The sequence below is a fragment of the Pseudomonas sp. LFS074 genome, from assembly GCF_047978165.1.
Taxonomy (GTDB): domain Bacteria; phylum Pseudomonadota; class Gammaproteobacteria; order Pseudomonadales; family Pseudomonadaceae; genus Aquipseudomonas; species Aquipseudomonas putida_P.
On record NZ_JBFPFV010000001.1, the window covers coordinates 2123001 to 2149544 of the forward strand.

The following is a 26544-nucleotide window of genomic DNA, read 5'->3' on the forward strand; positions in this document are numbered from 1 at the left end:
GGAGACACCCCATGCTGCACCGCAAACGCCTGCGCCACCTGGCCCTGGGCCTGCTGCTCGGTGGCCTGCTGCCGTCGCTTGCCAGCGCCGAGCAGACCCTGCGCATCGGTTACCAGAAATCCTCCACCCTGCTGACGTTGCTCAAGGCACGCGGCACGCTGGAGCAGCGCCTGCAAGCCGAAGGCATTCGCGTCAGCTGGCACGAGTTCCCCAGTGGTTTGCCGTTGCTGGAGGCACTGAACCTGGGCAATGTCGACCTGTCGGCGGACGTGGCCGATACAGTGCCGGTGTTCACCCAGGCAGCCGGCGCCAAGCTCACCTATTTTGCCCGTGAGGCACCGTCCCCTTCGGCCCAGGCCATCCTGGTTCCGGCCGACTCGCCGCTCAGGACACTGGCCGATCTCAAGGGCAAGCGCGTGGCGGTGACCAAGGCGGCGGGTAGCCACTACCTGTTGATCCAGGCCCTGGCCAAGGCCGGCTTGAGTTTCAAGGACATCACCCCGGCGTACCTGATCCCTGCCGATGGCCGCGCGGCCTTCGAGAATGGCAAGGTTGATGCCTGGGTCACCTGGGACCCTTACGTGGCCAGTGCCCAGCGTCAGCAGAATGCACGCATTCTGGCCGATGGCAGCGAGCTGGCGAGTTACCAGCGTTACTATCTGGCCGGCAGCGACTACGCCACGGCGCACCCTGAAGTGCTTCAGCAGGTGTATCAGGCGCTGCGCGAGATCGGTACCTGGACCAAGGCCAACCCTGCCGCGGCGGCCCGGGTGCTGGGACCGTTGTGGGGCAACCTGGACAGCGTCACGGTGCAGCAGGCCAATGGCCGGCGCAGCTATGACGTGCAGCCGGTGCAACTGGACAACCTGGGTGAGCAGCAGCGTATTGCCGATGCCTTCTACCGTGAAGGGCTGCTGCCCAAACCGGTGGATGCGCGGGCGGTGACTGTGTTCGAGCCCCAGGCTGTTGACTGAGGATGGCTTTATAGCCTGCAGGCTATTTGAAGAACTGGCTCGGCGTGGTGCCGAACTGGCGCTTGAACATGCTGGCGAAGGCACTGGGGCTGTCATACCCCAGTGCGCCCGCCACATCGATGATCCGCTCGCCCAGGGCAATCCGTTCCAGCGCCTGCATCAGTCGCGCCTGTTGGCGCCACTGGCCGAAGGTCATGCCGGTTTCCTTGCGGAATAACCGTTGGATGGTCTTTTCGTCCACCCCCAGATACAGGCCCCAGTCGGCTACGGTGGCATTATCGTCGGGCCGTTCATGCAACGCCGAGCAGATCACCCGCAAGCGTTTGTCGCTGGGCTGCGACAGCTTCAGCGGCAAGGTGGGCAGTACGCAGATCTCGTCGAGGATCAGCCGCATCACCCGGGCTTCTCGCGAGTCCTCGGCAAACGGCGCGGTAAAGCCCACCGAGGCCTTGATCAGCTCACTGAGCAGCGGCGAAATGCTGATGGCCTTGCTCTGCAGGGGCAGGCCCGCCGCCGCGTCGGTGCGCACGAACACGCTGCGCATTTTCACATCACCGACACAGCGGATGGCGTGCACCTGGCCGCAAGGCATCCATACACCGCGGCTGGGCGGCACAGTCCAGCATTCGTTGCCGGACTCGACGATCATCAGGCCTTTGATGGCATAGATCAGTTGATGCTTGGCATGGTGATGGGGCTCGATGAACCAGTCGCTCGGGTAGTCCGTCGCGCGGCTACCCACTTCCCAGGTCCACCCATCGACCTCCACCAGCAATTCACGCTGCGGCTTTACCATCGTGTCCTCGTCTAGATGCAGCCTGGCAGCGCCACTTTAGCAGCAACGGCTGGGCCGGGCTTGTGAGCGGGTAGCCGGCAGCAGCGCGGTGGCCAGCCCCAGCAGCGGCAGGAAGGCGATGGCCTGGTACACCCACTCGATGCCATACCGGTCGGCCAGCTCGCCGAGGCCGGCGGCACCGATACCGCTGATGCCGAACATCAGCCCGAACATCACTCCCGAGACCATGCCGACCCGGCCTGGCACTGCCTCCTGGGCATACACCACCAGCGCTGCGAAAGCCGAGGACATCACCAGGCCGATGGCCACTGCCAGTACCGCTGTCCAGGCCAGGTTGGCATGGGGCAGGGCAAGTGCGAAGGGCGCCACGCCGAGGAACGAGACCCAGATCACTGCCTTGCGCCCGATACGGTCACCCACCGGGCCGCCGGCAAAGGTGCCCAGCGCCACGGCTGCGAGGAACACGAACAGGTACAGCTGGCTGTGTTGCACGCTCAGGCCGAAATGCTCGATGAGGTAGAAGGTGAAGAAGTTGGTGAACGAAGCGATGTAGACGAACTTGGCGAACATCAGCACGGCGATCACCACCACCGCGCGCCACATGGCGTTGCGCGACAACCCGGGCGCCTGCTGGCTGGCGAAGGTCTTGAGCCGGGCCTGGCCGTGACGCACGCTCCAGCCGGTCACCCGCAGCAGCACCATTACCGCCAGCGCGGCTGCGAGCATGAACCAGGCAATGGCTGGCTGGCCGTGCGGAATGACGACGGCGGCGGTGAGCAGCGGGCCGAGGGCCGAGCCGGTATTGCCGCCGACCTGAAAGGCGGATTGCGCGGTGCCGAAGCGCCCGCCGGAGGCCATCCTGGCCACCCTCGAGGCTTCGGGGTGGAAGGTCGCCGAGCCCACGCCGACCACGGCGGCCGCCACCAGCAGCATTTCATAGCTGCCGGCAAAGGCGAGCAGGGCGATGCCCACCAGTGTCACCAACATGCCGGCCGGCAGCAGGTAGGGTTGTGGGTGCTTGTCGGTGAACATGCCGACCCAAGGTTGCAGCAGCGAGGCGGTCACCTGGTAGATCAAGGCGATCCAGCCGATCTGGGCGAAGCTCAGCGTGAAATCGCTTTTCAGCATCGGGTAGATCGACGGCAGTACGGCCTGGATCAAGTCGTTGAGCAAGTGGGCGAATGCGGCGGCACCGACGATACGGACCGCGAAGCCCTGAGGCTGGTCGGCAGGCGTGGCGGTGGCCATGGAGGCGGTAGAGGTTGTCATGGGCAAGGTTCTTCTGTGGCAAGGGAGCAAGGCATTGCCGCCGCAGGTTAGCCAGTGCCTGGGTTGCCTGTCTCACGCCGAACAGGCAGCCACTGCCGCGTTTCGGGCATCTGTGCGGCATCCGTGCCCGTGAGGCCTTTTTACCGTTCGTGCCTTGCCATCCAGCGCAGCAACGCAGCGATCGGTACGCTGCGGTGAGCCTCGTGCCGGTAGGGCTCACCCTCGGCGGTATAGCGTTCGCGATAGCGGCTGAGGACCAGATTGCGGCCATCGGCAGACACCCGGGCCTCCAGTTCGTGCAGCAACAGCGGTTGCCGGGCGGCACCCTCCAGGCGCCGGAACAGCAGCATGGCGGCGTGGGCATCATTCATGGCCGGGTACCTGCGGGCACTTGGCTTGCCACGTACCAGGTTCGCCTGCCTTGCCTTGCGCCACCAGGTTACTGCGCTGTTGCGCGGTGTAATCGCGCATTGCCAGGTAGTAATCGGGCCAGGTGTGCAGCAAGTCGGTCACCGGTAGCGCGGCAGCGCGGCCGTCCACGACGTGCCCGGCAGTGGCCACGGTAGTGAGTGTATCGACTGTATCGCTGTGATCGCCGAACGGGTCCACCGCCATGCTCAAGACCGTGCCGGTGGCGTCACGCAGATTGTGCGAGCCCAGCAGCGGCAGCTCGACGATGGGGCCATTGCCGATGCCCCAAACGCCGAAGGTCTGGCCGAAGTCCGAGCGGTGTTGGCTCAGCCCCATCTTGCCGGACACATCGACCAACCCCGCCACACCGAGCGTGGTGTTGAAGATGAAGCGGGTAAGGCTGGTCATTGCCCGTTCGCCATTGCCTTGCAGCAGGTCGTTGGCGAACACCTTGGGCTCCCCGAAGTTACTGGCGAAGTTGTGCACGCCCTGCTGGGCAAAATCTGGCAGCGCAGAGTAGCCCCGGGCGACAGGGGTCAGCAGGTAGTCATCGACCGTGCGATTGAAGGCAAACACCACGCGGTTTGCGGGCTCCGCCGGGTCACTGACCTGATAGGCAACAGGGCCGCAGGCCATGCTGGCCGGGGCGCGCTGGCTGCAGCCTGCGGCCATGAGCAGCGACAATGCCAGCGCGCCAGAGCGCGCGGAGCGGGAGGTGGAGGATGAACGGGACATAGGTGCATTCCTGGCAAGAACTGGCGGCGATGCTGCCCGGTTTTTCTTGCCTGGGAATGTCTGGATTGTCTCTGCTCGGACACATTGTTACAGGGTTGAAATATATGACGGCCGCGTGGCGATGGCCGTAAAGTACCGCTTGGTTACTTTGTTTGCGGTGCTTTTTTGTGAGCCATTTGCTGATAGTCGACGATGATGTCGAGGTGCTCGACCTGTTACAGAAGTTTCTTCGCCAGCATGGCTACGAGGTAGATGTGGCCTGTGATGGCAATGCGCTCTGGCAGGCGCTTGAGCGGCGCGTGCCGGACCTGGTCATCCTCGATGTGATGTTGCCTGGTGACAGTGGCCTGGTGCTGTGCCAGCGGCTGCTGGCCGATTACAAGGTGGCGGTGATCATGCTGACCGCCATGGGTGAGCTGAGTGACCGGGTGGTGGGCCTGGAGCTGGGGGCGGACGACTACCTGACCAAACCGTTTGCCGCCCGTGAACTGCTGGCACGGGTGAGGGCAGTGCTGCGCAGGGCCGGCGAGGGGGCGGGAGGTGCAACCAGCCATGCCTCGGCCCTCGAATTTGCCGGCTGGCAACTGGATGTGGTGCGGCGCGAACTGCGCTCGCCGGAAAACGTCATGATTCCCTTGTCCAACGGTGAATTCGAGCTGTTGCTGGTGTTTGCCGAACATCCGCGCCGGGTGCTCAGCCGCCAGCAGTTGCTGGACCTGGCCCGTGGCGAAGCCTACGACGCCTATGACCGCAGCGTTGACGTGCAAGTGAGCCGGTTGCGCCGCAAGCTTGAAACCGACAGCGGCAATGAGCCGTTGATCCGCACCCTGCGCAACGTCGGCTACCTGTTCACACCCGTGGTCGCCAGGCGATGAGCCTGTTCGCCCGGCTGCGCCAGGCTGTGCCGCAGCCAAGAATCACCATTGCCCGCTGGATTGCCCTGACCACCTTGACGGCGATGTTGTTCCTGCTGCTACTCAAGATGCTGTTCAGCCTGCTGCTGAGCGTGTGGGCGCAACCGCCACTGCTGGAGAGTGGCGTGATCGAGAAAGTAGCAGCGGTGACTCGCATCCTCGATGCCGCGCCCGCAGCGCAGCGCAGCAATATTGCCGGCGCGGCGGGCGACGGTTCTTACTCCGTGCGCTGGCTGCAACGCCATGACGAAGCGGGCGTCCCGGTGTTGGTCGATGCCGAGTTCCGCGAGGGCACGCCTATTCTGCGCGCCTTGCTCAAGCGGCCGGATGCCAGGGTTGAGGCATTCGAGCCTTCCGACATGCCGGAATACGCCCCTGAGCGTGGCTATGCCCTGATGGTCGAGTTGAGCGACAAGTCCTGGGTGCTGTTTCGCGCTACTAGCCGAAGTTGGGGCCTGGATGAACTGCCGCGCAACCTGATCATCCTCGGCTTGATGCTGGCGTCCAGTTTTGCCGTCGCGTTCTTGGCAACGCGCTTTCTGGCCAAACCCCTGGAGCGCTTTACCGAAGGGGCGCGCAGGTTTGGCAAGGACTTCAACGCCCCACCCATCCCGGTGGTCGGCCCGCACGACCTGCGCCAGGCCATTCTGGCGTTCAATGCCACCCAGGCGCAGCTCAGGCATTACCTCAACGACCGTACCCAGATGCTGGCGGCCATCTCTCACGACCTGCGTGCACCGCTGACGCGCATGCGTTTGCGTGCCGAGTTCATCGAGGATGCCCAACTGCAGGCCAAGTTGTTCAAGGACGTCGATGAAATGCAGGCAATGGTCGACGCCGCATTGGCGTTCTTCCGTGATGATGCTCGGCTGGAGCCCACCACGGCATTCGACCTAGGCGAACTGCTGTTGACCGTGGTGGATGATTTCAAGGATGCGGGCGTAGAAGTTGGCCTCAGCGGGCCACGCCGCTGCGTGTACACCGGCAGGCCGGTGGGTATCAAACGGGTGCTGGTCAACCTGATCGACAATGCCGCGAAGTACGGGTGCGAGCCAACGGTGATGTTGATGGTAACCGCCAGGCAGATAGAAATAACCGTGCAGGATCGCGGACCGGGCATCGCGCCTGAACTGCATGAGCAGGTATTCGCGCCGTTTTACCGGATCGAAGGCTCACGCAACCGCGACACTGGCGGTGTGGGGCTGGGCCTGCCCGCCGCACGGGCCATCGTGCTGGAGCAAGGCGGCAGCCTGACATTGAGCAACCGCCCCGATGGCGGTCTGCAAGCCAAGGTCACACTGCCGCTGGGGTGATCAGAGGCCCAGTTCGCTCAGCCCGGGGTGGTCATCCGGGCGCCGCCCCAAAGGCCAGTGGAACTTGCGCTCGGCTTCGCTGATGGGGTGCTCGTTGATGCTCGAATGGCGGTTGCACATCAGGCCGTCGTCGGCAAACTCCCAGTTTTCGTTGCCATACGCGCGGAACCACTGGCCGCTATCGTCGTGGTACTCGTAGGCATAGCGCACGGCAATGCGGTTGCCGGTGAATGCCCACAGTTCCTTGATCAGGCGGTATTCCAGTTCATGGTTCCACTTGCGGGTCAGAAACGCCTCGACCTCGGCACGGCCACGGGGGAACTCGACGCGATTACGCCAGACCGTGTCGGGGGTGTAGGCGAGCGCGACCTTGGCTGGGTCGCGGCCATTCCAGCCATCTTCGGCAAGGCGAACCTTTTCGATGGCACTTTCCTGGGTGAAGGGGGGAACGGGGGGGCGGGGCATCAGGGTAACTCCCAAGGGTTGAAGGGGCACGTAGGAGCGTAGTGGTTCAACGCCGTGGCGAGAATGCCTGGGCTGGGGACTTCATAATTTCGCCAGGTGCAACGGTGATTTAGGTGCACAGCTCTTTCCCGAAGCCATTGCATTGGCGTGATGGTTTGGGCTTGGCTAGGGTCTTTGGATTGACCCATGAGGCGTTGAACATGAACAGGACGTCATTTGCAGCGGTAGGGCTGCTGATCATGAGTCTGGCTGCAAACGCCGAGGATGGCGAGCGTGAAGGAGATTACTGGTACGTGCAGACCAGCGCCTACACCAAGCACTGGAGCCATGACCCGGATCACAACAACCACCAGGAGCTGGTCGGCATCGAACGAGTCTATACGGATGGTTTGCTGTGGGGCGCGGCAACGTTCAAGAACTCGTTCTACCAGCGTTCGTACTATGCCTACCTGGGCAAGGTCTGGGAAAACGACCGTTATCCCGTGTACGTGAAGTTGAGCGGGGGGCTGATAGAAGGCTACAAGGGTGAGTACGACGACAAGATCCCGTTGAACCATTTTGGTATTGCGCCGGTGATCATTCCGTCGTTTGGCGTGCACTGGGGGCCGCTGGGGGCGGAATTCGTGGTGCTGGGGGCAGCGGCGGGGATGGTCAATGTGGGGGTGCGCTTTTGACTGGCCAGCCACTGCCAGCAACTGGTCAGCGCAAAACCCACAGGGCGAGCACCCGCGTGGTGCTCCCCCCCGTGCTGTCGTCAGTCCCAGATCGGCGCCAGTCCGTCAGGGCTGACTTCGCGTCCATTACGCTCGAGGGTGGCGATTCGTGCCATGTCGTCGGCGTCCAGCTTCAGGTCGCGGGCTAGCAGGTTGCTGGCCAGGTTCTCACGCTTGGTCGACGATGGGATCACGGCGTAGCCCAGTTGCAGTGCCCAGGCGAGGGCTACTTGGGCGACGGTGGCTTTGTGCTTGGCGGCGATCTCGGCCAGGGCCGGGTCTTTCAGCACTTTGCCGTAGGCCAGGGTCATGTAAGAGGTCACGGTGATGCCCTGTTCCTTCAGGAACGCGGTCAGCTTTCTGTTCTGCAGGTATGGGCTGAGTTCGATCTGGTTGGTGGCGATTTCGCCTTTGCCGACTACTTCAATCGCCTGGCGGGTGAGTTCGATGTTGAAGTTGGAGACACCGATCTGGCGGGTCAGGCCTAGTTTCTTGGCGTCGGCCAAGGCCGTCATGTATTCGGTAAGTTCAACGCCGTTGCCCGGCGCTGGCCAGTGGATCAGCAGCAGGTCGACGTAGTCGGTGCGCAGTTTTTCCAGGCTTTCGCGCAGGCTGGGTATCAGCTTGTCGGCGGCATAATTGTCGACCCAGATCTTGGTGGTGATGAACAGCTCGCTGCGCGGTACACCGCTTTCGGCGATAGCCTGGCCAACATCGGCTTCGTTCTTGTAGATCTGTGCGGTGTCGATGACGTGGTAGCCCAGCGCCAGTGCCGATTTGACCGAATCGATGACGGCTTGGCCGGTCAGGCGGAAGGTACCGAGGCCGAATGAAGGAACGCTCATGGGGTTACTCCTGGAAAGTTGGGGAAGTTCGTGTGATGGCCAGTGTGCAGGTTTGGCAGGCAGTGAATAAGCGGCCGCTGCGTCAAAGTCATTTGATCGGGAGGCACGAATCGCCCGTCAAGCTGTGTCTCCATTACATAAGTATGGCCTGAACAGGTCGATAACTTGGTCAGCTACCGCTTTTATCAAGCGGACACACTGCCGATGGCTACTTCTGTAATACCTGCTGACTCCATCGATGCGCTGATTGCCAGCCGACTGCCAGGTTGGCTCAAAGGTGCTTCAGCCGAACACCTGGCTTTATTGCGTGTGGCGTTGCTGCGTCAACAAAAAGCCCAGGACGCCCTCAACGCCCGGCTGCAAGCCATCAGCCCCCTGGAAACCTTTGCCGAGTCGTTGCTTGCAAGCGCGCTCGCGGAGCACTCGATCACGCAGCTAGACCTGCGCTTGGCCCAGGTCACCCTGGTGACCCGGCGACTGAACCCGCCGATCGCGCCCTCCTTGCCACTGTATTGGTCGCAAATTGTCAGCACCCAGGTGCTTCTTTCAGCGGCGCTGCATAACTTTCACGAAAATGAAACGCAGCCTGGCTGGTTCGCTACAGGGTCACAGTTGGTCGATGCGAGTGGGCAGGTGCTACCGCTGAGCGTGAAGGCATTCGTCGAGCTCTGCCGACGGCTCGATATCGGGCGGCAGTATCAAAACCACTTGAAATTGCACCTTGAAGGCGAGGTGATCACCGAAGTCATGGAGGAGGCGTCAAGCGCCAACCTGGACGCTGCGGCCATCCTCGCCAGGACCAAGGGTGAGATCGACGAGCAGACGTATCAACGTATTGCTCGCATTGTGAACGCAGCACCTTTGTCGCCCGCCGACAATACTGTGTTGAAGTGCCATACCTTGAGGCTGCTGGGCAAGCAGGTCGTTGGTGCACTTGTGATCGAAGTGCGTCAGCACGCTGAACTACTAGGAGTTATCGCGTGGTTTCCCGAGGACCCCTATGCCCCGGTGAGCGGGTATGCAACCTGGGAGCTGCTGTACACGGCGCTTGGCGTACGTTTGCGCAGCGAAGCGTATCGCAAGTACTTCCAGCGTTTTATCGCAGAGCGTGATCGGGTCGCCTTCCATACGGCCCTGAACTTGCAGCTCACGCAAGACGATACAGGTTCACCGCTTGAGCTGGATGGCCGCTGCTTTGTGGTCGAGGGGGGCGTGTTCGTCGCACTGCGCAAAGCCCGTCTCCACAAAATACTGGATGACGCTCGGGTTTTGGCGGTGTCGACAGAGGATGAGGATATCGCCGACCGCCACGCACGCTTACAAGGTTATCTGAACTTGGGGCTTAGCATTGCAGGCCTGGCCGCGCTGTTCGTGCCGGTGTTGGGTCAGGCCTTGCTTGGGCTGACGGCAGTGCAATTGGCGGACGAGGTGTACGAAGGCTACCAGGATTGGCAACTGGGCGACCGCAACGCCGCATTGGGGCACCTGTTCAACGTGGCCGAGACGGTGGCGCTGGGGGCGGTGACGGCCGCCGGCACGGCGGCACTCGGCAAGCTGGCCCAGCGAGTGGCACGCGTAGATGCCATGGTGCCGGTGAGTTTGGAGGATGGCCAGTTACGCTTGTGCGATCCAGCGCTGTCGGCGTATCAGCATGATGGCGTCAATTTGATCGTTGGGCAGGCGGCCACTGAAAATGGCCGAACGCTGAGGCGCCTGCACGATGCTACCTATGAGGTAAGCGAACACAGCGATGGCACATTGCGTATTCATCACCCCACGCGGCCGGGGGCCTATGTACCAGCTCTTGAACACAATGGTGCCGGAGGATGGGTGCATGAGTTTGAGCAGCCGCAGTGCTGGCAGGACGCCGCTTACATGGTGCGCCGCCTTGCCAGCCGCACGGCCCAAGTGTCCGACGAGGCGGCGTCTGTTGCGCTACAGTTCACCGGTTTCGATGCAGATTGCCTGCGCCGTTTGTTACTGGAAAATGCGCCACCCCCGGCACGCTTGCTCGACGCCCTTGAGCGTCAGCAATTGCACCATGATTACCCGGCATTACGGGGTGGTGCTTTCGAGGAATTGTTCAATGAGCGGCAGGTCAATCCGCAGGCAGCGGACCACCTATTGATGCGGAACTTCCCGAGCCTTTCCCACCGCTGCGCATGGGAAATCGTTGAAGGGGCAAATAGCGACGAACTGGAAAGCCTGACCAGCGCAGGGCGGGTACCGTTGGCTTTGGCGGAGCGGGCGCGCTGGGCGGTGCGCGACAGCCGGATAGACCGTGCCTGCGCAGGTTTGCGCCAGGCCTCTGCCGCAAATGACGACAGCGCAAGGCTCGCGCGGGGGCTGATCGATGCCATCGCACCCTGGCCGGCTGGGGTCGAGGTTGAACTGCCTACCGCTGACCAGGGTGGGTTATTGCAAGCGTTAATGCGGCAGCTGGACAGCCGCCAGCTACAACTGCTCGGCGGTAGCCAAATGACGGAAAGCGCGCTGGGCGAGCGGCTTGGGCGTGAAGCGCTTGCTGACCGTGAAGCGGCGGCCCGTTTGATTGGGCTGGCCCAGGTGGGGCAGGGTATACGCCCTCCTGTGCGTTTATACGATGGGCGTTTGGGCTATCCGCTCAGCGGCCACCTGTCGGGGACGCGCCAGGCACTAAAGCGCACGTTGAATCACGTGTACCCGCTAATGAGCAACGAACAATTGGAGGCGTATCTGCAAGACCTGGCTCAACGGGGGATTGACCCGTGGAACCATGTCAGCCAGCTGTTACGGGCCAAGTTTAGTCTCAAGCAGGCATTGCAAAGCTGGCGGAATGAAACGGGGCTGAACATTATTCGCCGGTTGCGTCGCATCAAGGTTGCCAGGCGCATTATGGCGAGTTGGCAGCGCATGAACCCTGGGGAGTTGACGGGTGATTATCACCTGACGATCGCGGGTGACAGAGTGGGTGACTTGCCGTCCTTGCCCGAGAACGTGGCTTTTGACCATATCACGCACCTGACCCTACGTGATATGCGGATGGCGGCCCTTGACGCGGGTTTCCTTGCTCGCTTTAGCAAGGTGCGTAACCTGGATTTGCGTGGCAACCAGCTTACACGCCTTCCTGCAGGTATCGAGCAACTGGCCGAATTGAGGAACCTACGCCTTGGTGGCAATCGGATCGTTCTTTCCAGCGACGATAATCTTCGCTTGAGCCAACTTGTGGGGCTGCGCCGTCTGGAGCTCAACGGCAACCCTGTGGGCCTGCTGCCACCCTTGACATCATTCCCCTTGCTGCGCCGTTTGTCCTTGCGCAACACAGGGCTGGGCAACTTGCCAGCTGAATTGGCCAGGCACGGAAATCTGGAGTTGCTGGACATGCGTGGCAACCAGATCCAGACGTTGCCTGAAGCGCTGTCCATGTTGCCGCTACGTTTGCTAGGGGGGCTGGAGCTGCACGACAATCCACTCTCGGATGAAACCCTCCAACGCTTGCAATTGGCCAGGGCCGCAGCGGGGGCATCTGAGCGTACGCAAGCGACTCACCTATCGATTGACGCCAGCGACGCAACCCCATGGTTGTCAGGGTTTACTGCGGCACAACGCGAAGTTCGATTGGCGCGTTGGAACCTGTTGCGCCAAGAGGACGGGGCGAGTGATCTGTTCCAATTTATCGCTGATTTGCAGGATTTGCGTGAATACCACGCACGCCCCCGTGACCTTCAAGCGCGCGTGTGGCATATCCTCGAAGCGTGCGAGCAGCACGCCGAAGTGCGTGCCAGCCTTTTCGAGCAAGCTAGCCGGCCGCGCAGTTGCAGTGACGAGTTGCTGCTGACGCTGAGCGAGCTGGAGGTTGGCGCGATGGCCTCCAGGGCTGCATCGGCCAGTAGTGGTTTGCAAAGGGAGCGGGCGCTGGTGATGCTGGGGCGTTCGTTGTCTCGTCTGGACAAGGTAAACGCGATAGCGGCACGGCATATCGCCCACTATTACTCGGACGATCCCGTCGAAGTTTACCTGGCCTATCGTGTCAAACTGGCTGAAAGCCTCGACCTCCCGGCGCAGCCTGAACATATGGCGTACGAGAGTGTAAGCGGGGTTAGCCATAAAGACCTGGAGTCGGCCCGCAGCGAGGTACTGCGGGAGGAGACGCCACAATCCTTGGCTCAAGCGCTTGCCGATCGATCCTTTTGGCAAGATTACTTAAGCAGTCACCAATCGGCGCGTTTCAGCCGCATGAACGAGCCGTTCCAGCAGCGCCTGGATACATTGCTCGAGCAATCGGAAGCGCTAAGCGATCATGACTACCTCATGCAAATCGAGCAGATCAGTGCAGAGCGTGAGGCCGCGCAACGCCAGCTTTTTCTTGAGTTGAGCCGCGAGGCCATTGAGCGCCAGGGCCTATGAACGAAACAGCCCGCTGAAAGGCGGGCTGTTCGCTGGGGCTGGACGATCAGCGGCGGCGGAACAGCGGCAGCGGCTCGTCAGTGGCGGCCTGGTAGGTCACCGAGAAGTCTTTCAGGCTTTGCAGCGCGTCTTCCGGGTCCTTGTCGGCACGGATGGCGAACGCATCGAAGCCGCAACGGGCCATGAAGAACAGCTGGTCACGCAGCACATCGCCGATGGCGCGCAGCTCGCCCTTGAACTTGTAGCGGTCGCGCAGCAGGCGCGCATTGGAGTAGCTGCGCCCGTCGGTGAATGCCGGGAAGTTCAGGGCGATGACCTGGAAGTGCTGCACGTCTTCGCCGATCTCTTCCGCTTCCTGGTCGCTGTCCAGCCACACACCCAGCCCGCCATCGCGGGCCTTGAGCACGTGGGCATGGTCGCGCCACATCTGCAGCGGGACGATGTAGTCGTCGCAGTTGGTCAGCTCGTCAAAGGACGTTTCCTTGGGCAGCAGGTGCCAGGTTTCGTCGACGATCTGGTTGTTCTTAATGATTCGCTGCATAGACGCGTTCCTTGAAGGGGTCGATGCCAATACGCTGGTAGGTGTCGATGAAACGCTCTTCCTCGGTACGTTGTTCGACGTACACGGCGATCAGCTTCTCGATCACATCGGCCATGGCATCCTGGGCGAAGGACGGGCCGAGGATCTTGCCCAGGCTCGCGCCACGCGCGGCATTGCCGCCCAGCGACACCTGGTAGAACTCCTCACCCTTCTTGTCCACACCGAGGATGCCGATGTGGCCCACGTGGTGGTGGCCGCAGGCGTTCATGCAGCCGGAGATGTTCAGGTCGATTTCGCCGATGTCGAACAAGTAGTCCAGGTCGTCGAAGCGGCGCTGGATGGATTCGGCGATCGGGATCGACTTGGCGTTGGCCAGCGAGCAGTAGTCACCGCCTGGGCAGCAGATGATGTCGGTCAGCAGGCCGATGTTCGGGGTAGCGAAGCCGCCCTCGCGCAGCTCCAGCCACAGCGCGTGCAACTGGCGCTGCTCGACGTCGGCGAGGATGATGTTCTGCTCGTGCGAGGTACGCAGGAAGCCGAAGCTGTAGCGCTCGGCCAGGTCGGCCACGGCGTCCAGCTGCTTGTCGGTCAGGTCGCCAGGGGCAACGCCGGTGGGCTTGAGCGACAGGGTCACGGCCACATAGCCAGGGCGCTTGTGGGCGCGGGTGTTGCGCGAGCGCCAGCGGGCGAAACCTGGGTACTCGGCGTCCTGGGCGGCGTAGTCGACATTGTCGAGGGCCAGGTACTGCGGGTCGACGAAATGGCGCGACACACGCTGCACTTCATCTTCGGTCAAGGTGGTGCTGCCGCCACGCAGGTGGACCATTTCGGCCTCGACCTTTTCGGCGAACACTTCCGGCGTAAGGGCCTTGACCAGGATCTTGATCCGCGCCTTGTACTTGTTGTCACGGCGCCCGTAACGGTTGTACACGCGCAGGATGGCGTCCAGGTAGCTGATCAGGTCCTGCCACGGCAGGAACTCGTTGATGAACGAGCCCACCACTGGGGTACGGCCCAGGCCACCGCCGACCAGCACACGGAAGCCCAGCTCGCCGGCAGCGTTGCGCACAGGCTCCAGGCCGATGTCGTGCACTTCGATGGCGGCGCGGTCTTCCTGCGAGCCGTTGATGGCGATCTTGAACTTGCGCGGCAGGTAGGCGAATTCCGGGTGGAAGGTGGTCCACTGGCGGACGATTTCGCACCATGGGCGCGGGTCGATGATTTCGTCTGCGGCCACACCGGCGAACTGGTCGGTGGTGGTGTTACGCAGGCAGTTGCCGCTGGTCTGGATCGCGTGCATCTGCACGGTGGCCAGCTCGGCGAGGATGTCCGGGATGTCTTCCAGCGCCGGCCAGTTGTACTGCACGTTCTGGCGGGTGGAAATGTGGGCATAGCCCTTGTCGTAGTCGCGAGCGATCTTGGCCAGGGTGCGGACCTGGGTGGCGTTCAGCTGGCCGTACGGCACGGCGACACGCAGCATCGGCGCGAAACGTTGGATATAAAGGCCGTTCTGCAGGCGCAGAGGGCGGAATTCTTCTTCGCTCAGCTCACCGGCCAGGTAGCGGCGGGTCTGATCACGGAACTGCTTGACGCGGTCCTCGATGATCCGCTGATCGTACTCGTCGTATACGTACATAAAAGTCCTGTCTCAGGCATGCAGCTATTCGCGCGCACGGCCGCGCACTCCGGTACGGAGCCGGGGAACGATATCAGGTTGCAGTTATGCGCTAAAGTGATGTTTTTGCATATGAAAAGAACCAAATGGACTATGTGAGACTGACTGCCATTTGTGCGCTGAGCGTAGCCAGGCGTTTATAATCCGGCGTTTGCTTCGCAGAGATGTGACCCCATGCTCAAGGCCCTGTGCCAAAGCTTGTGTCTTGCCCTGCCACTGACGGCAAGTGCGCAGCCGGCTTCGGTGGTGTTCCTCAACCCTGGGCTGTCCACCGAGACGTTCTGGACCAGCTATACCCGCTTCATGCAGGCCGCCGCGGATGAGCTGGGCATGACCCTGCGGGTGGAGTACAGCGAGCGCCGCGCCGACCTGGCGCTGAGCCAGGCCCGGGCAATTCTGGGTGGGGCGCAGCGGCCGGACTACCTGGTGCTGGTCAACGAGCAGTACGTGGCACCGGAAATCCTGCGCCTGTCACGTGGCACGGGTGTGAAGCTGCTGCTGGTCAACAATGGCCTGACCGCCAGCCAGGTCCGCAGCATCGAGGCCCAGCCCGACAAGTACGCCGAGCCTCTGGGGACCTTGATGAGTAACGACGAGCAGGCGGGCTTCCAAATGCTGCACCAGATGGTCGCACAGTTGCCTCGCGACAGCTTTCCGGTGGACCTGGTGGCCTTTGCCGGGGTCAAGACCACCCCGGCCTCGCAGTTGCGTGAGGAGGGCATGCGCCGTGCGCTGGCCGACTTCCCCCAGGTGCGCCTGCGTCAGGTGGTGTACGGCGGTTGGAACCGCCAGCGCGCCTATGAACAGGCCCAGCAGTTGCTGGAGCGCTACCCGGCCACCCGGCTGGTGTGGTCGGCCAATGACGAGATGGCCTTTGGTGCCATGCAGGCGTTCGAGGAAGCTGGGCACACACCGGGGCGCGACGTGCTGTTCGGCGCCGTCAACAGTTCGCCCGAGGCCTTGCGGGCGCGTATCGATGGGCGCCTGAGCGTGCTGATGGGTGGGCATTTCACCCTGGGCGGTTGGGCGATGGTTATGCTGCACGATGACGCTCAAGGGCTGGCGTTGAACCGCGACGGGCTGCGCGAGCACAGTGCCCCGGTATTGCAGGCGATCGATCAGGCCAAAGCCAAGCGCTGGCTGAAACTGCTGGAACGGGACGATTACGGCGTCGATTTCCAGCGGTACAGCGCTGAAGGGCGGCCGCCGGGCTACCGCTACCCATTTCTTACGTCACCGGTCGAATATTGAAAGACCCTGCTTGAGTGAAGGGCATTGCTCGTCTTAACTGCTGGTGGTGAAGTGCATTCCCATAACCACTACAAGAGGCAATGCAATGGGAAACTCAACCAAGGTCCGCAAAGCTGACAGCAGCGTCGATGCCTGGGCGATCCTCTGCCTGATCGTTTTGGTGGTGGTCACTGCCGTGTATTGGGTCAGCCACCAGTAGACTTGTCTTCTAGACCGTGATGCAGCAAGCGCGCCTGCGGGGACGGAATCCCCGCAGGCGTTTTCACTTCTAACGGGCGGTAAGGTGCAGGGCCAGTTGCACCAGGCCGATCAATACCGCGATGAACACCAGGGTGAACAACGTCCCCAGCGCAATGAAATGGCTGGCCTTGCCGTGGGTGAAGTCGCGGGCGCGGTTCTTGCCGCTTTGCACGCCAAAGGCAGCGGCGAGGATGCTGTGCAGCATCTGCCAGAAGGTCGGGGGTTTGCCCTGGCTGGAATCGTCCATGTTGGCTCCTGGGAAATCAGAGGCAATCAGGGACAGTGTAGGCAATGAAAAAGGAACTGCCTGGACTGGCCTCTTCGCGGGCAAGCCCGCTCCTACAAGTACTGCACACGTTTCAAAAACGGTGCGGCCCCTGTGGGAGCGGGCTTGCCCGCGAAGAGGCCAGCGCGGCCTTAGCTGTCGTACCCGAGGTTTGGCGCCAACCAGCGCTCGCTGACGCTCACATCCTGGCCTTTGCGCGCGCTGTAGCGCTCGATCTGGTCCTTGTCGACCTTGCCCACGGCAAAGTACTGCGCCTGTGGGTGGGCGAAGTACCAGCCGCTGACCGCCGCCGCGGGGAACATCGCGAAGTGTTCGGTGAGGAACACGCCGCTTGGCCCGGTTTCACCAATGGCAGTGCCATCGAGCAAACGGAACAAGGTCTCCTTCTCGGTGTGGTCCGGGCAGGCCGGGTAGCCCGGGGCAGGCCGGATACCGCTGTACTGTTCCTTGATCAGCGCCTCGTTGTCCAGGTGCTCGTCGCGGGCATAACCCCAGTGCTCTTTACGTACCTGCTCGTGCAGCCACTCGGCACAGGCTTCGGCCAGGCGGTCGGCCAGGGCCTTGACCATGATCGAGCTGTAGTCGTCGCCCTTGTCCTGGTAGGCCTTGGCCACTTCCTCGGCACCGATGCCGGCGGTGGTGATGAAGCCACCCACATAGTCGGTGACGCCGCTGGCTTTTGGCGCGACGAAGTCGGCCAGCGACCAGTTGGGCTTGCCGTCCGGCTTGATGGTCTGCTGGCGCAGGTGGTGCAGGGTGGCCAGCGTCTGGCCGTCCTCGCCGTACACTTCGATGTCGTCATCGGCCACCTGGTTGGCCGGCCAGAAGCCGAACACCGCGCGGGCGCTGATCAGCTTCTCGTCGATCAGCTTGTCGAGCATCTCGCGGGCATCCTGGTAAAGCGCGGTGGCCGCCTCGCCGACCACTTCGTCGGTGAGGATACGCGGGAACTTGCCGGCCAGGTCCCAGGAAATGAAGAACGGGGTCCAGTCGATGTATTCAGCCAGGGTGCGCAAGTCGATGTTTTCCAGCACCTTGACGCCGGTGAAGGTGGGCTCTACCGGCTGGTAGCCGGCCCAGTCGTACTGCGGTTTGGCGGCGATGGCCTGGGTGTAGCTGAGGCGTTCGGTGCGGGCGCTGCGGTTGGCGGTGCGCTCGCGCACGTCCACGTATTCCAGGCGGGTTTTTTCGACGAAGCCCGGCTTGAGCTCTTTGGACAGCAGTTGGGTCGCCACGCCGACCGCGCGCGAGGCGTCGGTGACGTAGATGACCGCGTCGTTGCTGTACTTGGGCTCGATCTTCACCGCAGTGTGCGCCTTGGAGGTGGTGGCGCCGCCAATCATCAGCGGTAGCTCGAAGCCCTGGCGCTGCATTTCGCGGGCGACATGGACCATTTCGTCCAGCGACGGGGTGATCAGGCCAGACAAACCGATGATGTCGCACTTCTCGTCGCGAGCGGTTTGCAGAATCTTCTCGGCCGGCACCATCACGCCAAGGTCGACGATGTCGTAGCCGTTGCAGCCCAGCACCACGCCGACGATGTTCTTGCCGATGTCGTGCACGTCGCCTTTGACCGTGGCCATCAGAATCTTGCCCTTGGCTTCGGGCTTGTCGCCTTTTTCGGCCTCGATGAACGGGATCAGGTGCGCCACCGCCTGCTTCATCACGCGAGCTGACTTGACCACTTGGGGCAGGAACATCTTGCCTGCGCCGAACAGGTCGCCGACCACGTTCATGCCGCTCATCAGCGGGCCTTCGATGACCTCGATCGGGCGTGCGCATTGCTGGCGGCACTCCTCGGTGTCCTCGACGATGTGCGCGGTGATGCCCTTGACCAAGGCATGCTCCAGGCGTTTGTCGACCGGCAGCGAACGCCAGGCTTCGTTCTCGACTTCCTTGGTGGCGCCGCCGCCTTTGTAGTCGTCGGCGATGGCCAGCAGTGCATCGGTGCCTTCCGGCGTGCGGTTAAGCACCACGTCCTCGACTTTTTCGCGCAGCTCGGCCGGGATCTCGTCGTAGATCTCCAATTGGCCGGCGTTGACGATACCCATGGTCAGGCCGTTGCGGATGGCGTGGAACAAGAACACCGAGTGAATCGCCTCGCGCACCGGGTTGTTGCCGCGGAACGAGAACGACACGTTGGACACCCCGCCCGAGCTCAGCGCATGAGGCAGGTGGTCACGGATGTAGGCACAGGCCTCGATGAAGTCGACGGCATAGTTGTTGTGCTCTTCGATACCGGTGGCGACGGCGAAGATGTTCGGGTCGAAGATGATGTCTTCCGGCGGGAAGCCCACTTCGTTGACCAGGATGTCGTAGCTGCGCTTGCAGATTTCCTTCTTGCGCGCAGCGGTGTCGGCCTGGCCGACCTCGTCGAATGCCATCACCACCACGGCAGCGCCGTAGCGCTTGCACAAGCGGGCGTGATGCTTGAACTGCTCGACACCTTCCTTCATGGAAATGGAGTTGACGATGCCCTTGCCCTGGATGCACTTGAGGCCCGCTTCGATCACGTCCCACTTGGAGGAGTCGATCATGATCGGTACGCGCGAGATATCCGGCTCGCCAGCGATCATGTTGAGGAAGCGGACCATGGCGGCCTGGGAATCGAGCATCCCTTCGTCCATGTTGATGTCGATCACCTGGGCGCCGGCTTCGACCTGCTGCAGGGCGACTTCCAGGGCTTCGGTGTAGTTCTCTTCTCGGATCAGCCGGGCGAACTTGGCGGAGCCAGTGATGTTGGTGCGCTCGCCCACGTTGACGAACAACGACTGGCGGTCGATGGTGAACGGTTCCAGGCCCGACAGGCGGCAGGCCTTGGCGATTTCCGGGATCTCGCGCGGCTTGTACTTGGCCACGGCTTCGGCGATGGCCTGGATGTGCCCCGGGGTGGTGCCGCAGCAACCGCCGATGATGTTGAGGAAGCCGCTGGCGGCGAATTCTTCGACGACTTCGGCCATCTCGGCCGGGGTTTCGTCGTATTCACCAAAGGCGTTGGGCAGGCCGGCGTTGGGGTGGGCGGATACATGGGTATCGGCTTTGGTCGACAGTTCTTCCAGGTACGGGCGCAGGTCCTTGGCGCCGAGGGCGCAGTTCAGGCCCACGGAAATCGGCTTGGCGTGGCGCACCGAGTTCCAGAACGCTTCGGTGGTCTGGCCCGAAAGGGTACGGCCGGAGGCGTCGGTGATGGTGCCGGAGATCATGATCGGCAGTTCGACGTTGTCGTCTTCGAACACTTGCTGCACGGCGAAGATCGCCGCCTTGGCGTTGAGGGTGTCGAAGATGGTTTCGATCAGGATCAGGTCGGCGCCGCCCTCGATCAGGCCACGGGTGGCCTCGATGTAGTTTTCTACCAGTTCGTCGAAGGTGACGTTGCGGTAGCCGGGGTCGTTGACGTCCGGGGAAATCGAGCAGGTGCGGCTGGTGGGGCCAAGCACGCCGGCGACGAAGCGCGGCTTGTTTGGCGTCTCCAGGGTCTTGGCATCGGCCACCTGGCGCGCGATGCGCGCACCTTCTACGTTCAGCTCGTAAACCAGCGACTCCATGCCGTAGTCGGCCTGGGAAATCTGCGTGGCGTTGAAGGTGTTGGTTTCGAGAATATCGGCGCCGGCATCCAGGTAGGCTTTCTCGATGGCGGCGATCACGTCCGGGCGGCTGAGCAGCAGCAGGTCGTTGTTACCTTTGACATCGCTTGGCCAATCGGCGAAACGCGTGCCACGATAGTCGTGTTCCTCGAGACGGTAGCTTTGGATCATAGTACCCATGCCGCCGTCGAGGATCAGGATGCGCTCTTTGAGGGCGTTCTGGAGTGCTTGGAGACGAGCGCTGCGGTCGGACATAGGAACTACCTGGTCGGGCAAATATCAGAAGGTGCGGAATCATAACAAACCTGCGCGGTTTTTAGGCGCATCGCCCATTTGCATGAAAAGTGCTCATGTTGGGCGGGTGTCGGTAACGCAGAGCACCCAAGGACGACCAGGCAACAAATCGTGATGGCTTTCAAGAACCAGGACTTTCCGCACATGGTGCATCGTATCCTTGCCGGCGCCTTCGCCCTGCTCATCAGCGGCGCGGTGTTCGGGCAAGCCCCCCAGTCGAGCCCGGCTATTTCCTACACCCGGGACATTCAACCGATCTTCACCGAGAAGTGCGTGGCCTGCCACGCCTGCAACGACGCCGCTTGCCAGCTGAAGCTGGAAAGCCCCGAAGGCGCGGTGCGCGGGGCCAGCAAGGTGCCGGTGTACCAAGGCGAGCGCAGCAAGGCGGTGCCCCCCACCCGGCTGTTCTATGACGCCCACAGCGAAGAGCAATGGCGCAAGAAGGGCTTCTACTCGGTGCTCGACAACCAGGGCAGCCAGGCCGCGTTGATGGCGCGCATGCTGGAGCTGGGCCACAAGACCCCGCTCACGCCCAACGCCAAGCTGCCCGAGGAGATCGTCCTGGGCCTGAGCCGCAACAACATGTGCCCGTTGCCCCATGAGTTCGACGCCTATGCCGGCGCCCACCCCAATGAGGGCATGCCGCTGGCGGTGACCGGGCTGACCGACAAGGAATACGACACCATGCGCCGATGGCTGGCGGCCGGTGCGCCGGTGGAGTACCAGCCGATCCAGCCGAGCGCTGCCGAAGCCAGGCAGATCAGCGATTGGGAAGAACTGCTCAACCGCCCCGGTTCCACCGAGGCGCTGGTTGGCCGCTGGCTATACGAGCACCTGTTCCTGGCGCACATCTATTTCGTTGGCGGCGAGCAGGGCCACTTCTTCCAGTGGGTGCGCTCGCGCACGCCAAGTGGCAAGCCCGTCGACATCATTGCGACCCGTCGCCCCAACGACCCGCCGGGCACCGACTTCTACTACCGGCTGATCCCGGTACAGGGCGTGATCGTGCACAAAACGCACATCACCTACCCGATGGGGCCGCAGAAGCTCAAGCGGGTGAAGCAGTTGTTCTACGCCGGTGACTGGCATGCCGCCGCGCTGCCAGGCTACGGCCCGCGCCACCGGGCCAACCCGTTCGAAACCTTCGAGGCGATCCCGGCGGTGGCGCGCTACCAGTTCATGCTGGATAACGCCGAATACTTCGTGCGCACCTTCATCCGTGGCCCGGTGTGCCGCGGGCAGATTGCCACCGACGTGATCCGCGACAATTTCTGGGCGTTGTTCCAAGAGCCGGCCTTCGATCGCTACATCACCGATGCCAAGTACCGGGGCGAGGCTACGCCATTGCTGGCCATGCCGGGGCAGATCGATGATGTGGGCAGTGTGCTGAGCCTGTGGCACGCCTACCGCGACAAGCGCAACGAGTACGAGAAACTGCGCCGTGAAGCCTATGCCGACATGCCAGCACCCGGTTGGTCGACCTTGTGGGCCGGTAACGACAACGCGTTGCTGAGCATCTTCCGCCACTTCGACAGCGCCTCGGTGACCAAGGGCCTGATCGGTGATGTGCCGCTGACCGTGTGGCTGTTCGACTACCCGTTGTTCGAGCGCACTTATTATCAGTTGGCGGTCAACTTCGATGTGTACGGCAACGTTTCTCACCAGTTGCAGACACGCCTGTACTTCGACCTGATCCGCAACGGCGCCGAGGTCAACTTCCTGCGCCTGATGCCTGCCGACCAGCGCAAGGCGATCCTCGGCGACTGGTACCAGAACAGCGGCAAGGTGAAGATGTGGATGGATTACGAGGACATCGACACCGATACCCCGAGCGGTATCAAGCTTGACGCGCACAACCCCAAGCGTGACTTTGGCCTGAAGCTGCTGCAGCGCACCGGCAGCCTGAATGCCGCGCCGGACCCGATCAACCGCTGCCAGGGTGCGTTCTGCTCGCGGGCGCAGGTGAGCGAGGAGTTCCGCAATGCCGAGCAGTCGCTCAGCCGCCTGGTGTCGCGCCCGGCTGCCGGGCTGAAGGTGATCAACCAGTTGCCCGAGGCGACCATGTTGCGCATCGAAGGGCAGGGCGGGCAGCGCCAGGTTTACAGCCTGCTGCGCAACCGCGCGCATAGCAATGTGGCGTTCCTGTTGGGCGAGGCGTACCGCTACCAGCCAGGGCTGGACACGCTGACCCTGTACCCTGGGGTGCTCAGCAGCTACCCGAACTTCATCTTCAATATCCCGACCAAGGATGTGCCGGAGTTCGTCGAGGATATGGAATATGCAAAAGATGATGCGGCGAAGTTCGAGCGCATTGTCATGCGCTGGGGCGTGCGCCGCAGTCACCCCGAGTTCTGGCGCTATTTCCATGACTTGAACAGCTTCATCAAGGAGACCGAACCGGTCGAAGCCGGGGTACTGGACATGAACCGCTATGAGAACCTCTGATCGGGTCAGCTGATCTTTCCGAATACCCTGCGGTCGGAATCGGTGGGTGGTCCGGGGCTGCTATGCAGCCCGAAGGCCTCAATGCACCGGCAATCTCAGGGTATTTCATGCTGTATTCGCTTCAGGCACTGCGGGCGTTCGCCGCCTGGGTGGTGGTCTGCCACCATTTCATGCAGATCTTCTTCGACTTCCATGCCACAGGCCCCATCGGCCAACTGCTCACCGACCGTGGCGCCATAGGCGTCGACATCTTCTTCGTCATCAGCGGGCTGGTCATCTACCTGTCGACCCGCGACAAATCCATCGAGCCGCGCCAGTTCCTGCTCAATCGGGTTATGCGTATCGTCCCTGCCTACTGGTTCTACACAGCACTGATGGCCATGTTGCTGCTGGCCTTCAGCCAATGGATGCCACATCAGGAATTCGCCTGGCGTCACCTGTTCCTGTCGCTGCTGTTCATCCCGGCGGAAAACCCCGGGGGTTATGGCCTGTACCCGACCCTGAACGTGGGCTGGACGCTGAACTTCGAGATGTTCTTCTACCTGCTGTTCGGCCTGGCGTTCCTGGTGCGGCAACGGCACCACCTGCTGCTGGTGAGCGCTGCACTGTTGCTGGTCAGCGAGGTGCTGGGCCGTGTGGGTGTGCTCAGCCATTTCTACAACAACGACATCATCTACGAGTTCCTGCTCGGCATTGGCCTGGGTGTGCTTCATCGCCGTGGCCTGATTCGCCAAGGGCGGTGGCTGCCGCTGGTGGTGCTGGGGGTGGCAGGCCTGGCCATCTATCACTTGGATGCGTCACAGCGGTTGCTGCACTGGGGCCTGCCAAGCGCGATGATCGTGCTGGCTTTCATTGCCTTGGAGCCCGTGTTCCAGGGCAACCGGTTGCTCAAGGCGCTGGGCGACTGTTCGTACTCGGTGTACCTGGTCCATGTACTGGTGCTGTACGCCGGCTGGTTCGCCAGCCAGCGCCTGCATTTGAACCCGTACCTGGTGTTCGCCCTGTGCGTGCCGTCCATTGGACTAATGTCGTGGTTCAGCTACCAGTGGCTGGAGCGCGGCCTGTACCGGCGCATGCAAGCCTGGCTGGCGGCGCCACGGGAGCCGGCGCCTGAATATGCGCTTTCCCGAGTCAAATACTAGGACTTTGTTCGAAGGCTGGGTTGGCGTACACTTGGCGGCAAGTCTGTGAGGAACCTACATGAGCGCTATAACCATTACCGACGCCGCCCATGACTACCTGGCCGATCTGCTTTCCAAGCAGAATACGCCTGGCATCGGCATTCGCATTTTCATCACCCAGCCGGGCACCCAGTACGCAGAGACGTGCATTGCCTACTGCAAGCCGGGCGAAGAGAAGCCTGACGACACCGCCGTGGGTCTGAAGAGCTTCACTGCTTACCTGGACGCAGTCAGCGTGCCATTCCTGGAAGACGCGCTGGTCGACTACGCCACCGATCGCATGGGTGGTCAGCTGACCATCAAGGCGCCGAACGCCAAGGTGCCGATGGTCAACGAAGACAGCCCGATCAACGAGCGCATCAACTATTACCTGCAGACCGAGATCAACCCCGGCCTGGCCAGCCATGGCGGCCAGGTGAGCCTGGTGGACGTGGTTGACGACGGCATTGCCGTGCTGCAATTCGGTGGTGGCTGCCAGGGCTGTGGCCAGGCCGACGTCACCCTGAAAGAAGGCATCGAACGCACCTTGCTCGAGCGTATTCCGGAGCTCAAAGGCGTACGTGACGTGACTGACCACACGCAGAAAGAGAACGCCTACTACTAAGGCTTACGCGCCTGCGGGGCGGCTCTCTTAGCAACAAAGTGTTACGGTTTCAACCCCTGCGACAACAGGCCGCAGCCCGTATTCAAAGGGCTGCGGGCCATCAGCGCCTTGGTCGGGTAGAACCCCTCTGGGTGTCATGCCAGAATGCCCCGGTTTTTCGACCGGCCCGTCCCGAGGGCCGGCACCTTCCCTGTAAAGGATGGTTTCATGAATGATCTTTTGACCCGGCGTGCGGTTGTCGCCGGCATGGGCGTTCTCGGGCTTGGTCTGCTCGCAGGCTGCAGCCCGGCCCGGGGGCTCGAGTTCAAGTACGGCAAGAACATGAGCAACGAAATCCTTGGGCGCAAGTTCAGCCTCAAAGACCCGCAAGGTAACGTGCGCACCCTGTCGAGCTTCTACGGCAGCATGCCGATGGTGTTCTTCGGCTTCACCCAGTGCCCGGCTGTCTGCCCGACCACGCTGGCGCGTGCGGCACAAATCCGCAAGTTGCTGCGCGGCCGTGATCGCGACCTGTTCCAGGTGGTGTTCATCACCCTGGACCCTGAGCGCGACACCCCCGAGGTGCTCGATGCCTATGTCAAGGCCTTCGACCCTACGTTCACCGCGCTGACCGGCACCCCCGAAGAAATCGCCGCGGTGGCCAAGGAATTCAAGGTGTTTTACGAAAAGGTCCCGGCCGGGGACACCTACACCATCTCTCATTCGTCCACCAGCTACGTCTACGATACACGTGGCACCCTGCGCCTGAGCCTGGGCCATTCCCTGAACGCCAAGGAATGCGCCGAAGACCTGGTCACCCTGATGGAGATCTGCTGAATGTCGATGCAACCGATCAAACGCGGCCTGGCTGCCCTGGCACTGATGGGCCTGGCCTTGCCGGCACTGGCCCAGACCACCGTGAGCGATGCCTGGGTCCGCGCCAGCGTGCCGCACCAGCAGTCCACCGGTGCTTTCATGACCCTGACCGCCAGCAGCGACAGCAAGCTGGTGAGCGTGGCATCGCCCGTGGCCAAGACCGTGCAGGTGCACGAGATGACCATGAACGGCGACGTGATGGGCATGCGTGAGGTCAAGGCCGTCGAACTGCCGGCCGGCAAGGCAGTGACCCTGGACCCGAATGGCCTGCATGTGATGCTGATGGGCCTGAACAATCAGGTGAAGGAAGGCGAAAAAGTACCGCTGACCCTGACCATCGAAGATGCCAAGGGTGGCAAGGAAACCCTGGACGTACAGGCTGAGGTGCGTGCGCTCAACGCCGAGGCGGGCGGTGGGCATGATCACATGCACATGAAGCACTGACAGATCAAAGGGCCGCGTTCAGCGGCCCTTTTTTTAGCTGCGCCTTTCAGCTACGAAAGCGTGGCAGCGGCCTGTCGAGGGTCAGCGAGGTCAAGGTCTTGCGGACCTGGGCTTCGTCGGCCTCCAGGGCCTTGAGACTGGCGCGGATCTTGCCGGCAGCGGGCACATCGCCCTGCCGGTCGATCCAGTCGGCAATCTCCTTGCAGGCACTGCTCAGGCAGGCTTGGCGCTGGTTCATCAGTGACAGCAGGGTGGTGAGATCTCTTTCAGACATGGCAGGATCCTCCATTCAGCCTTGTCAGTGTAGCAGCGGCTGGCCGGCT

The 26544-nt window shown here is 62.3% G+C and carries 22 protein-coding genes; 11 read left to right on the plus strand and 11 right to left on the minus strand.

Annotation, left to right across the window (positions count from 1 at the left end; translation table 11 throughout):
• The first annotated feature begins 11 nt into the window (after positions 1-11).
• On the plus strand, positions 12-974 hold the full coding sequence (locus ACNQP3_RS09775) for an aliphatic sulfonate ABC transporter substrate-binding protein (RefSeq protein WP_264316975.1): 963 nt from the start codon (positions 12-14) through the stop codon (positions 972-974).
• A gap of 22 nt (positions 975-996) precedes the next feature.
• On the opposite strand, the gene ACNQP3_RS09780 is transcribed toward ACNQP3_RS09775, so the two are convergent.
• The 4 genes from ACNQP3_RS09780 to ACNQP3_RS09795 form a co-directional block, all read right to left on the minus strand.
• Positions 997-1770 carry an AraC family transcriptional regulator gene (locus ACNQP3_RS09780; RefSeq protein ID WP_012271623.1) on the minus strand — a complete coding sequence of 258 codons (774 nt, stop codon included), beginning with the start codon at positions 1768-1770 and terminating at the stop codon, positions 997-999.
• Positions 1771-1806: 36 nt separating this feature from the next.
• Positions 1807-3039: an MFS transporter gene (locus ACNQP3_RS09785; protein ID WP_264316976.1), complete on the minus strand. Its 1233-nt coding sequence runs from the start codon at positions 3037-3039 to the stop codon at positions 1807-1809.
• Positions 3040-3179: 140 nt separating this feature from the next.
• Positions 3180-3410, minus strand: coding sequence for a hypothetical protein (locus ACNQP3_RS09790; protein ID WP_012271625.1), 231 nt, complete (start codon positions 3408-3410; stop codon positions 3180-3182).
• Complete coding sequence (locus ACNQP3_RS09795) at positions 3403-4185, minus strand: VacJ family lipoprotein (protein ID WP_264316977.1); 783 nt, start codon at positions 4183-4185, stop codon at positions 3403-3405. Before ACNQP3_RS09795 ends, ACNQP3_RS09790 begins: the two co-directional genes overlap by 8 nt.
• Positions 4186-4352: 167 nt before the next feature.
• Here ACNQP3_RS09795 and ACNQP3_RS09800 point away from each other — a divergent pair, with 167 nt between their 5' ends.
• Together ACNQP3_RS09800 and ACNQP3_RS09805 are read left to right on the plus strand one after the other, a co-directional pair.
• Positions 4353-5060 (plus strand): response regulator, encoded by a 708-nt coding sequence (locus tag ACNQP3_RS09800; RefSeq protein WP_041166455.1) that lies wholly within the window; start codon positions 4353-4355, stop codon positions 5058-5060.
• Positions 5057-6412: an ATP-binding protein gene (locus tag ACNQP3_RS09805; protein ID WP_060492831.1), complete on the plus strand. Its 1356-nt coding sequence runs from the start codon at positions 5057-5059 to the stop codon at positions 6410-6412. The genes ACNQP3_RS09800 and ACNQP3_RS09805 overlap by 4 nt, the downstream gene beginning before the upstream one ends.
• Here ACNQP3_RS09805 and ACNQP3_RS09810 read toward each other — a convergent pair whose 3' ends face one another.
• On the minus strand, positions 6413-6877 hold the full coding sequence (locus ACNQP3_RS09810; protein ID WP_179027552.1) for a DUF1348 family protein: 465 nt from the start codon (positions 6875-6877) through the stop codon (positions 6413-6415).
• Between the two features lie 200 nt (positions 6878-7077).
• Between ACNQP3_RS09810 and ACNQP3_RS09815 the strand changes: the two genes are divergently transcribed.
• Positions 7078-7551, plus strand: coding sequence for a hypothetical protein (locus tag ACNQP3_RS09815; protein ID WP_060514139.1), 474 nt, complete (start codon positions 7078-7080; stop codon positions 7549-7551).
• A gap of 80 nt (positions 7552-7631) precedes the next feature.
• On the opposite strand, the gene dkgB is transcribed toward ACNQP3_RS09815, so the two are convergent.
• A complete protein-coding gene (gene dkgB, locus ACNQP3_RS09820; protein ID WP_264316978.1) occupies positions 7632-8435 on the minus strand; it encodes a 2,5-didehydrogluconate reductase DkgB in 804 nt (267 codons plus the stop codon).
• A 204-nt stretch (positions 8436-8639) separates the two neighbouring features.
• On the opposite strand from dkgB, the gene ACNQP3_RS09825 reads away from it, so the two are divergent.
• Positions 8640-12821 carry an NEL-type E3 ubiquitin ligase domain-containing protein gene (locus ACNQP3_RS09825; protein WP_264317287.1) on the plus strand — a complete coding sequence of 1394 codons (4182 nt, stop codon included), beginning with the start codon at positions 8640-8642 and terminating at the stop codon, positions 12819-12821.
• 46 nt (positions 12822-12867) lie between these two features.
• On the opposite strand, the gene ACNQP3_RS09830 is transcribed toward ACNQP3_RS09825, so the two are convergent.
• Together ACNQP3_RS09830 and ACNQP3_RS09835 are read right to left on the minus strand one after the other, a co-directional pair.
• The gene (locus ACNQP3_RS09830) at positions 12868-13362 is read right to left on the minus strand and encodes a DUF934 domain-containing protein (RefSeq protein WP_012271633.1); all 495 of its coding nucleotides are present in this window, start codon (positions 13360-13362) and stop codon (positions 12868-12870) included.
• Complete coding sequence (locus tag ACNQP3_RS09835; protein WP_012271634.1) at positions 13346-14998, minus strand: nitrite/sulfite reductase; 1653 nt, start codon at positions 14996-14998, stop codon at positions 13346-13348. The genes ACNQP3_RS09830 and ACNQP3_RS09835 overlap by 17 nt, the downstream gene beginning before the upstream one ends.
• A 213-nt stretch (positions 14999-15211) precedes the next feature.
• On the opposite strand from ACNQP3_RS09835, the gene ACNQP3_RS09840 reads away from it, so the two are divergent.
• Complete coding sequence (locus ACNQP3_RS09840; protein ID WP_060492827.1) at positions 15212-16288, plus strand: ABC transporter substrate-binding protein; 1077 nt, start codon at positions 15212-15214, stop codon at positions 16286-16288.
• 268 nt (positions 16289-16556) lie between these two features.
• Here ACNQP3_RS09840 and ACNQP3_RS09845 read toward each other — a convergent pair whose 3' ends face one another.
• Positions 16557-16775, minus strand: a complete 219-nt coding sequence (locus ACNQP3_RS09845; RefSeq protein ID WP_012271636.1) for a DUF2970 domain-containing protein — start codon at positions 16773-16775, stop codon at positions 16557-16559.
• Positions 16776-16945: 170 nt separating this feature from the next.
• Complete coding sequence (gene metH / locus ACNQP3_RS09850) at positions 16946-20653, minus strand: methionine synthase (protein ID WP_012271637.1); 3708 nt, start codon at positions 20651-20653, stop codon at positions 16946-16948.
• Positions 20654-20836: 183 nt separating this feature from the next.
• Here metH and ACNQP3_RS09855 point away from each other — a divergent pair, with 183 nt between their 5' ends.
• The 5 genes from ACNQP3_RS09855 (at position 20837) to ACNQP3_RS09875 (ending at position 26221) form a co-directional block, all read left to right on the plus strand.
• Positions 20837-23137: a fatty acid cis/trans isomerase gene (locus ACNQP3_RS09855; RefSeq protein WP_264317288.1), complete on the plus strand. Its 2301-nt coding sequence runs from the start codon at positions 20837-20839 to the stop codon at positions 23135-23137.
• A 107-nt stretch (positions 23138-23244) separates the two neighbouring features.
• Positions 23245-24279: an acyltransferase family protein gene (locus tag ACNQP3_RS09860; RefSeq protein WP_069942826.1), complete on the plus strand. Its 1035-nt coding sequence runs from the start codon at positions 23245-23247 to the stop codon at positions 24277-24279.
• A gap of 58 nt (positions 24280-24337) precedes the next feature.
• A complete protein-coding gene (nfuA, locus tag ACNQP3_RS09865) occupies positions 24338-24922 on the plus strand; it encodes a Fe-S biogenesis protein NfuA (protein ID WP_012271640.1) in 585 nt (194 codons plus the stop codon).
• A gap of 207 nt (positions 24923-25129) precedes the next feature.
• Positions 25130-25738: an SCO family protein gene (locus ACNQP3_RS09870; RefSeq protein WP_003250418.1), complete on the plus strand. Its 609-nt coding sequence runs from the start codon at positions 25130-25132 to the stop codon at positions 25736-25738.
• The gene (locus ACNQP3_RS09875) at positions 25739-26221 is read left to right on the plus strand and encodes a copper chaperone PCu(A)C (RefSeq protein WP_012271641.1); all 483 of its coding nucleotides are present in this window, start codon (positions 25739-25741) and stop codon (positions 26219-26221) included.
• Positions 26222-26267: 46 nt separating this feature from the next.
• Here the strand turns inward: ACNQP3_RS09875 and ACNQP3_RS09880 are convergent, their stop codons facing one another.
• A complete protein-coding gene (locus ACNQP3_RS09880; protein ID WP_012271642.1) occupies positions 26268-26495 on the minus strand; it encodes a hypothetical protein in 228 nt (75 codons plus the stop codon).
• Positions 26496-26544: the final 49 nt, after the last annotated feature.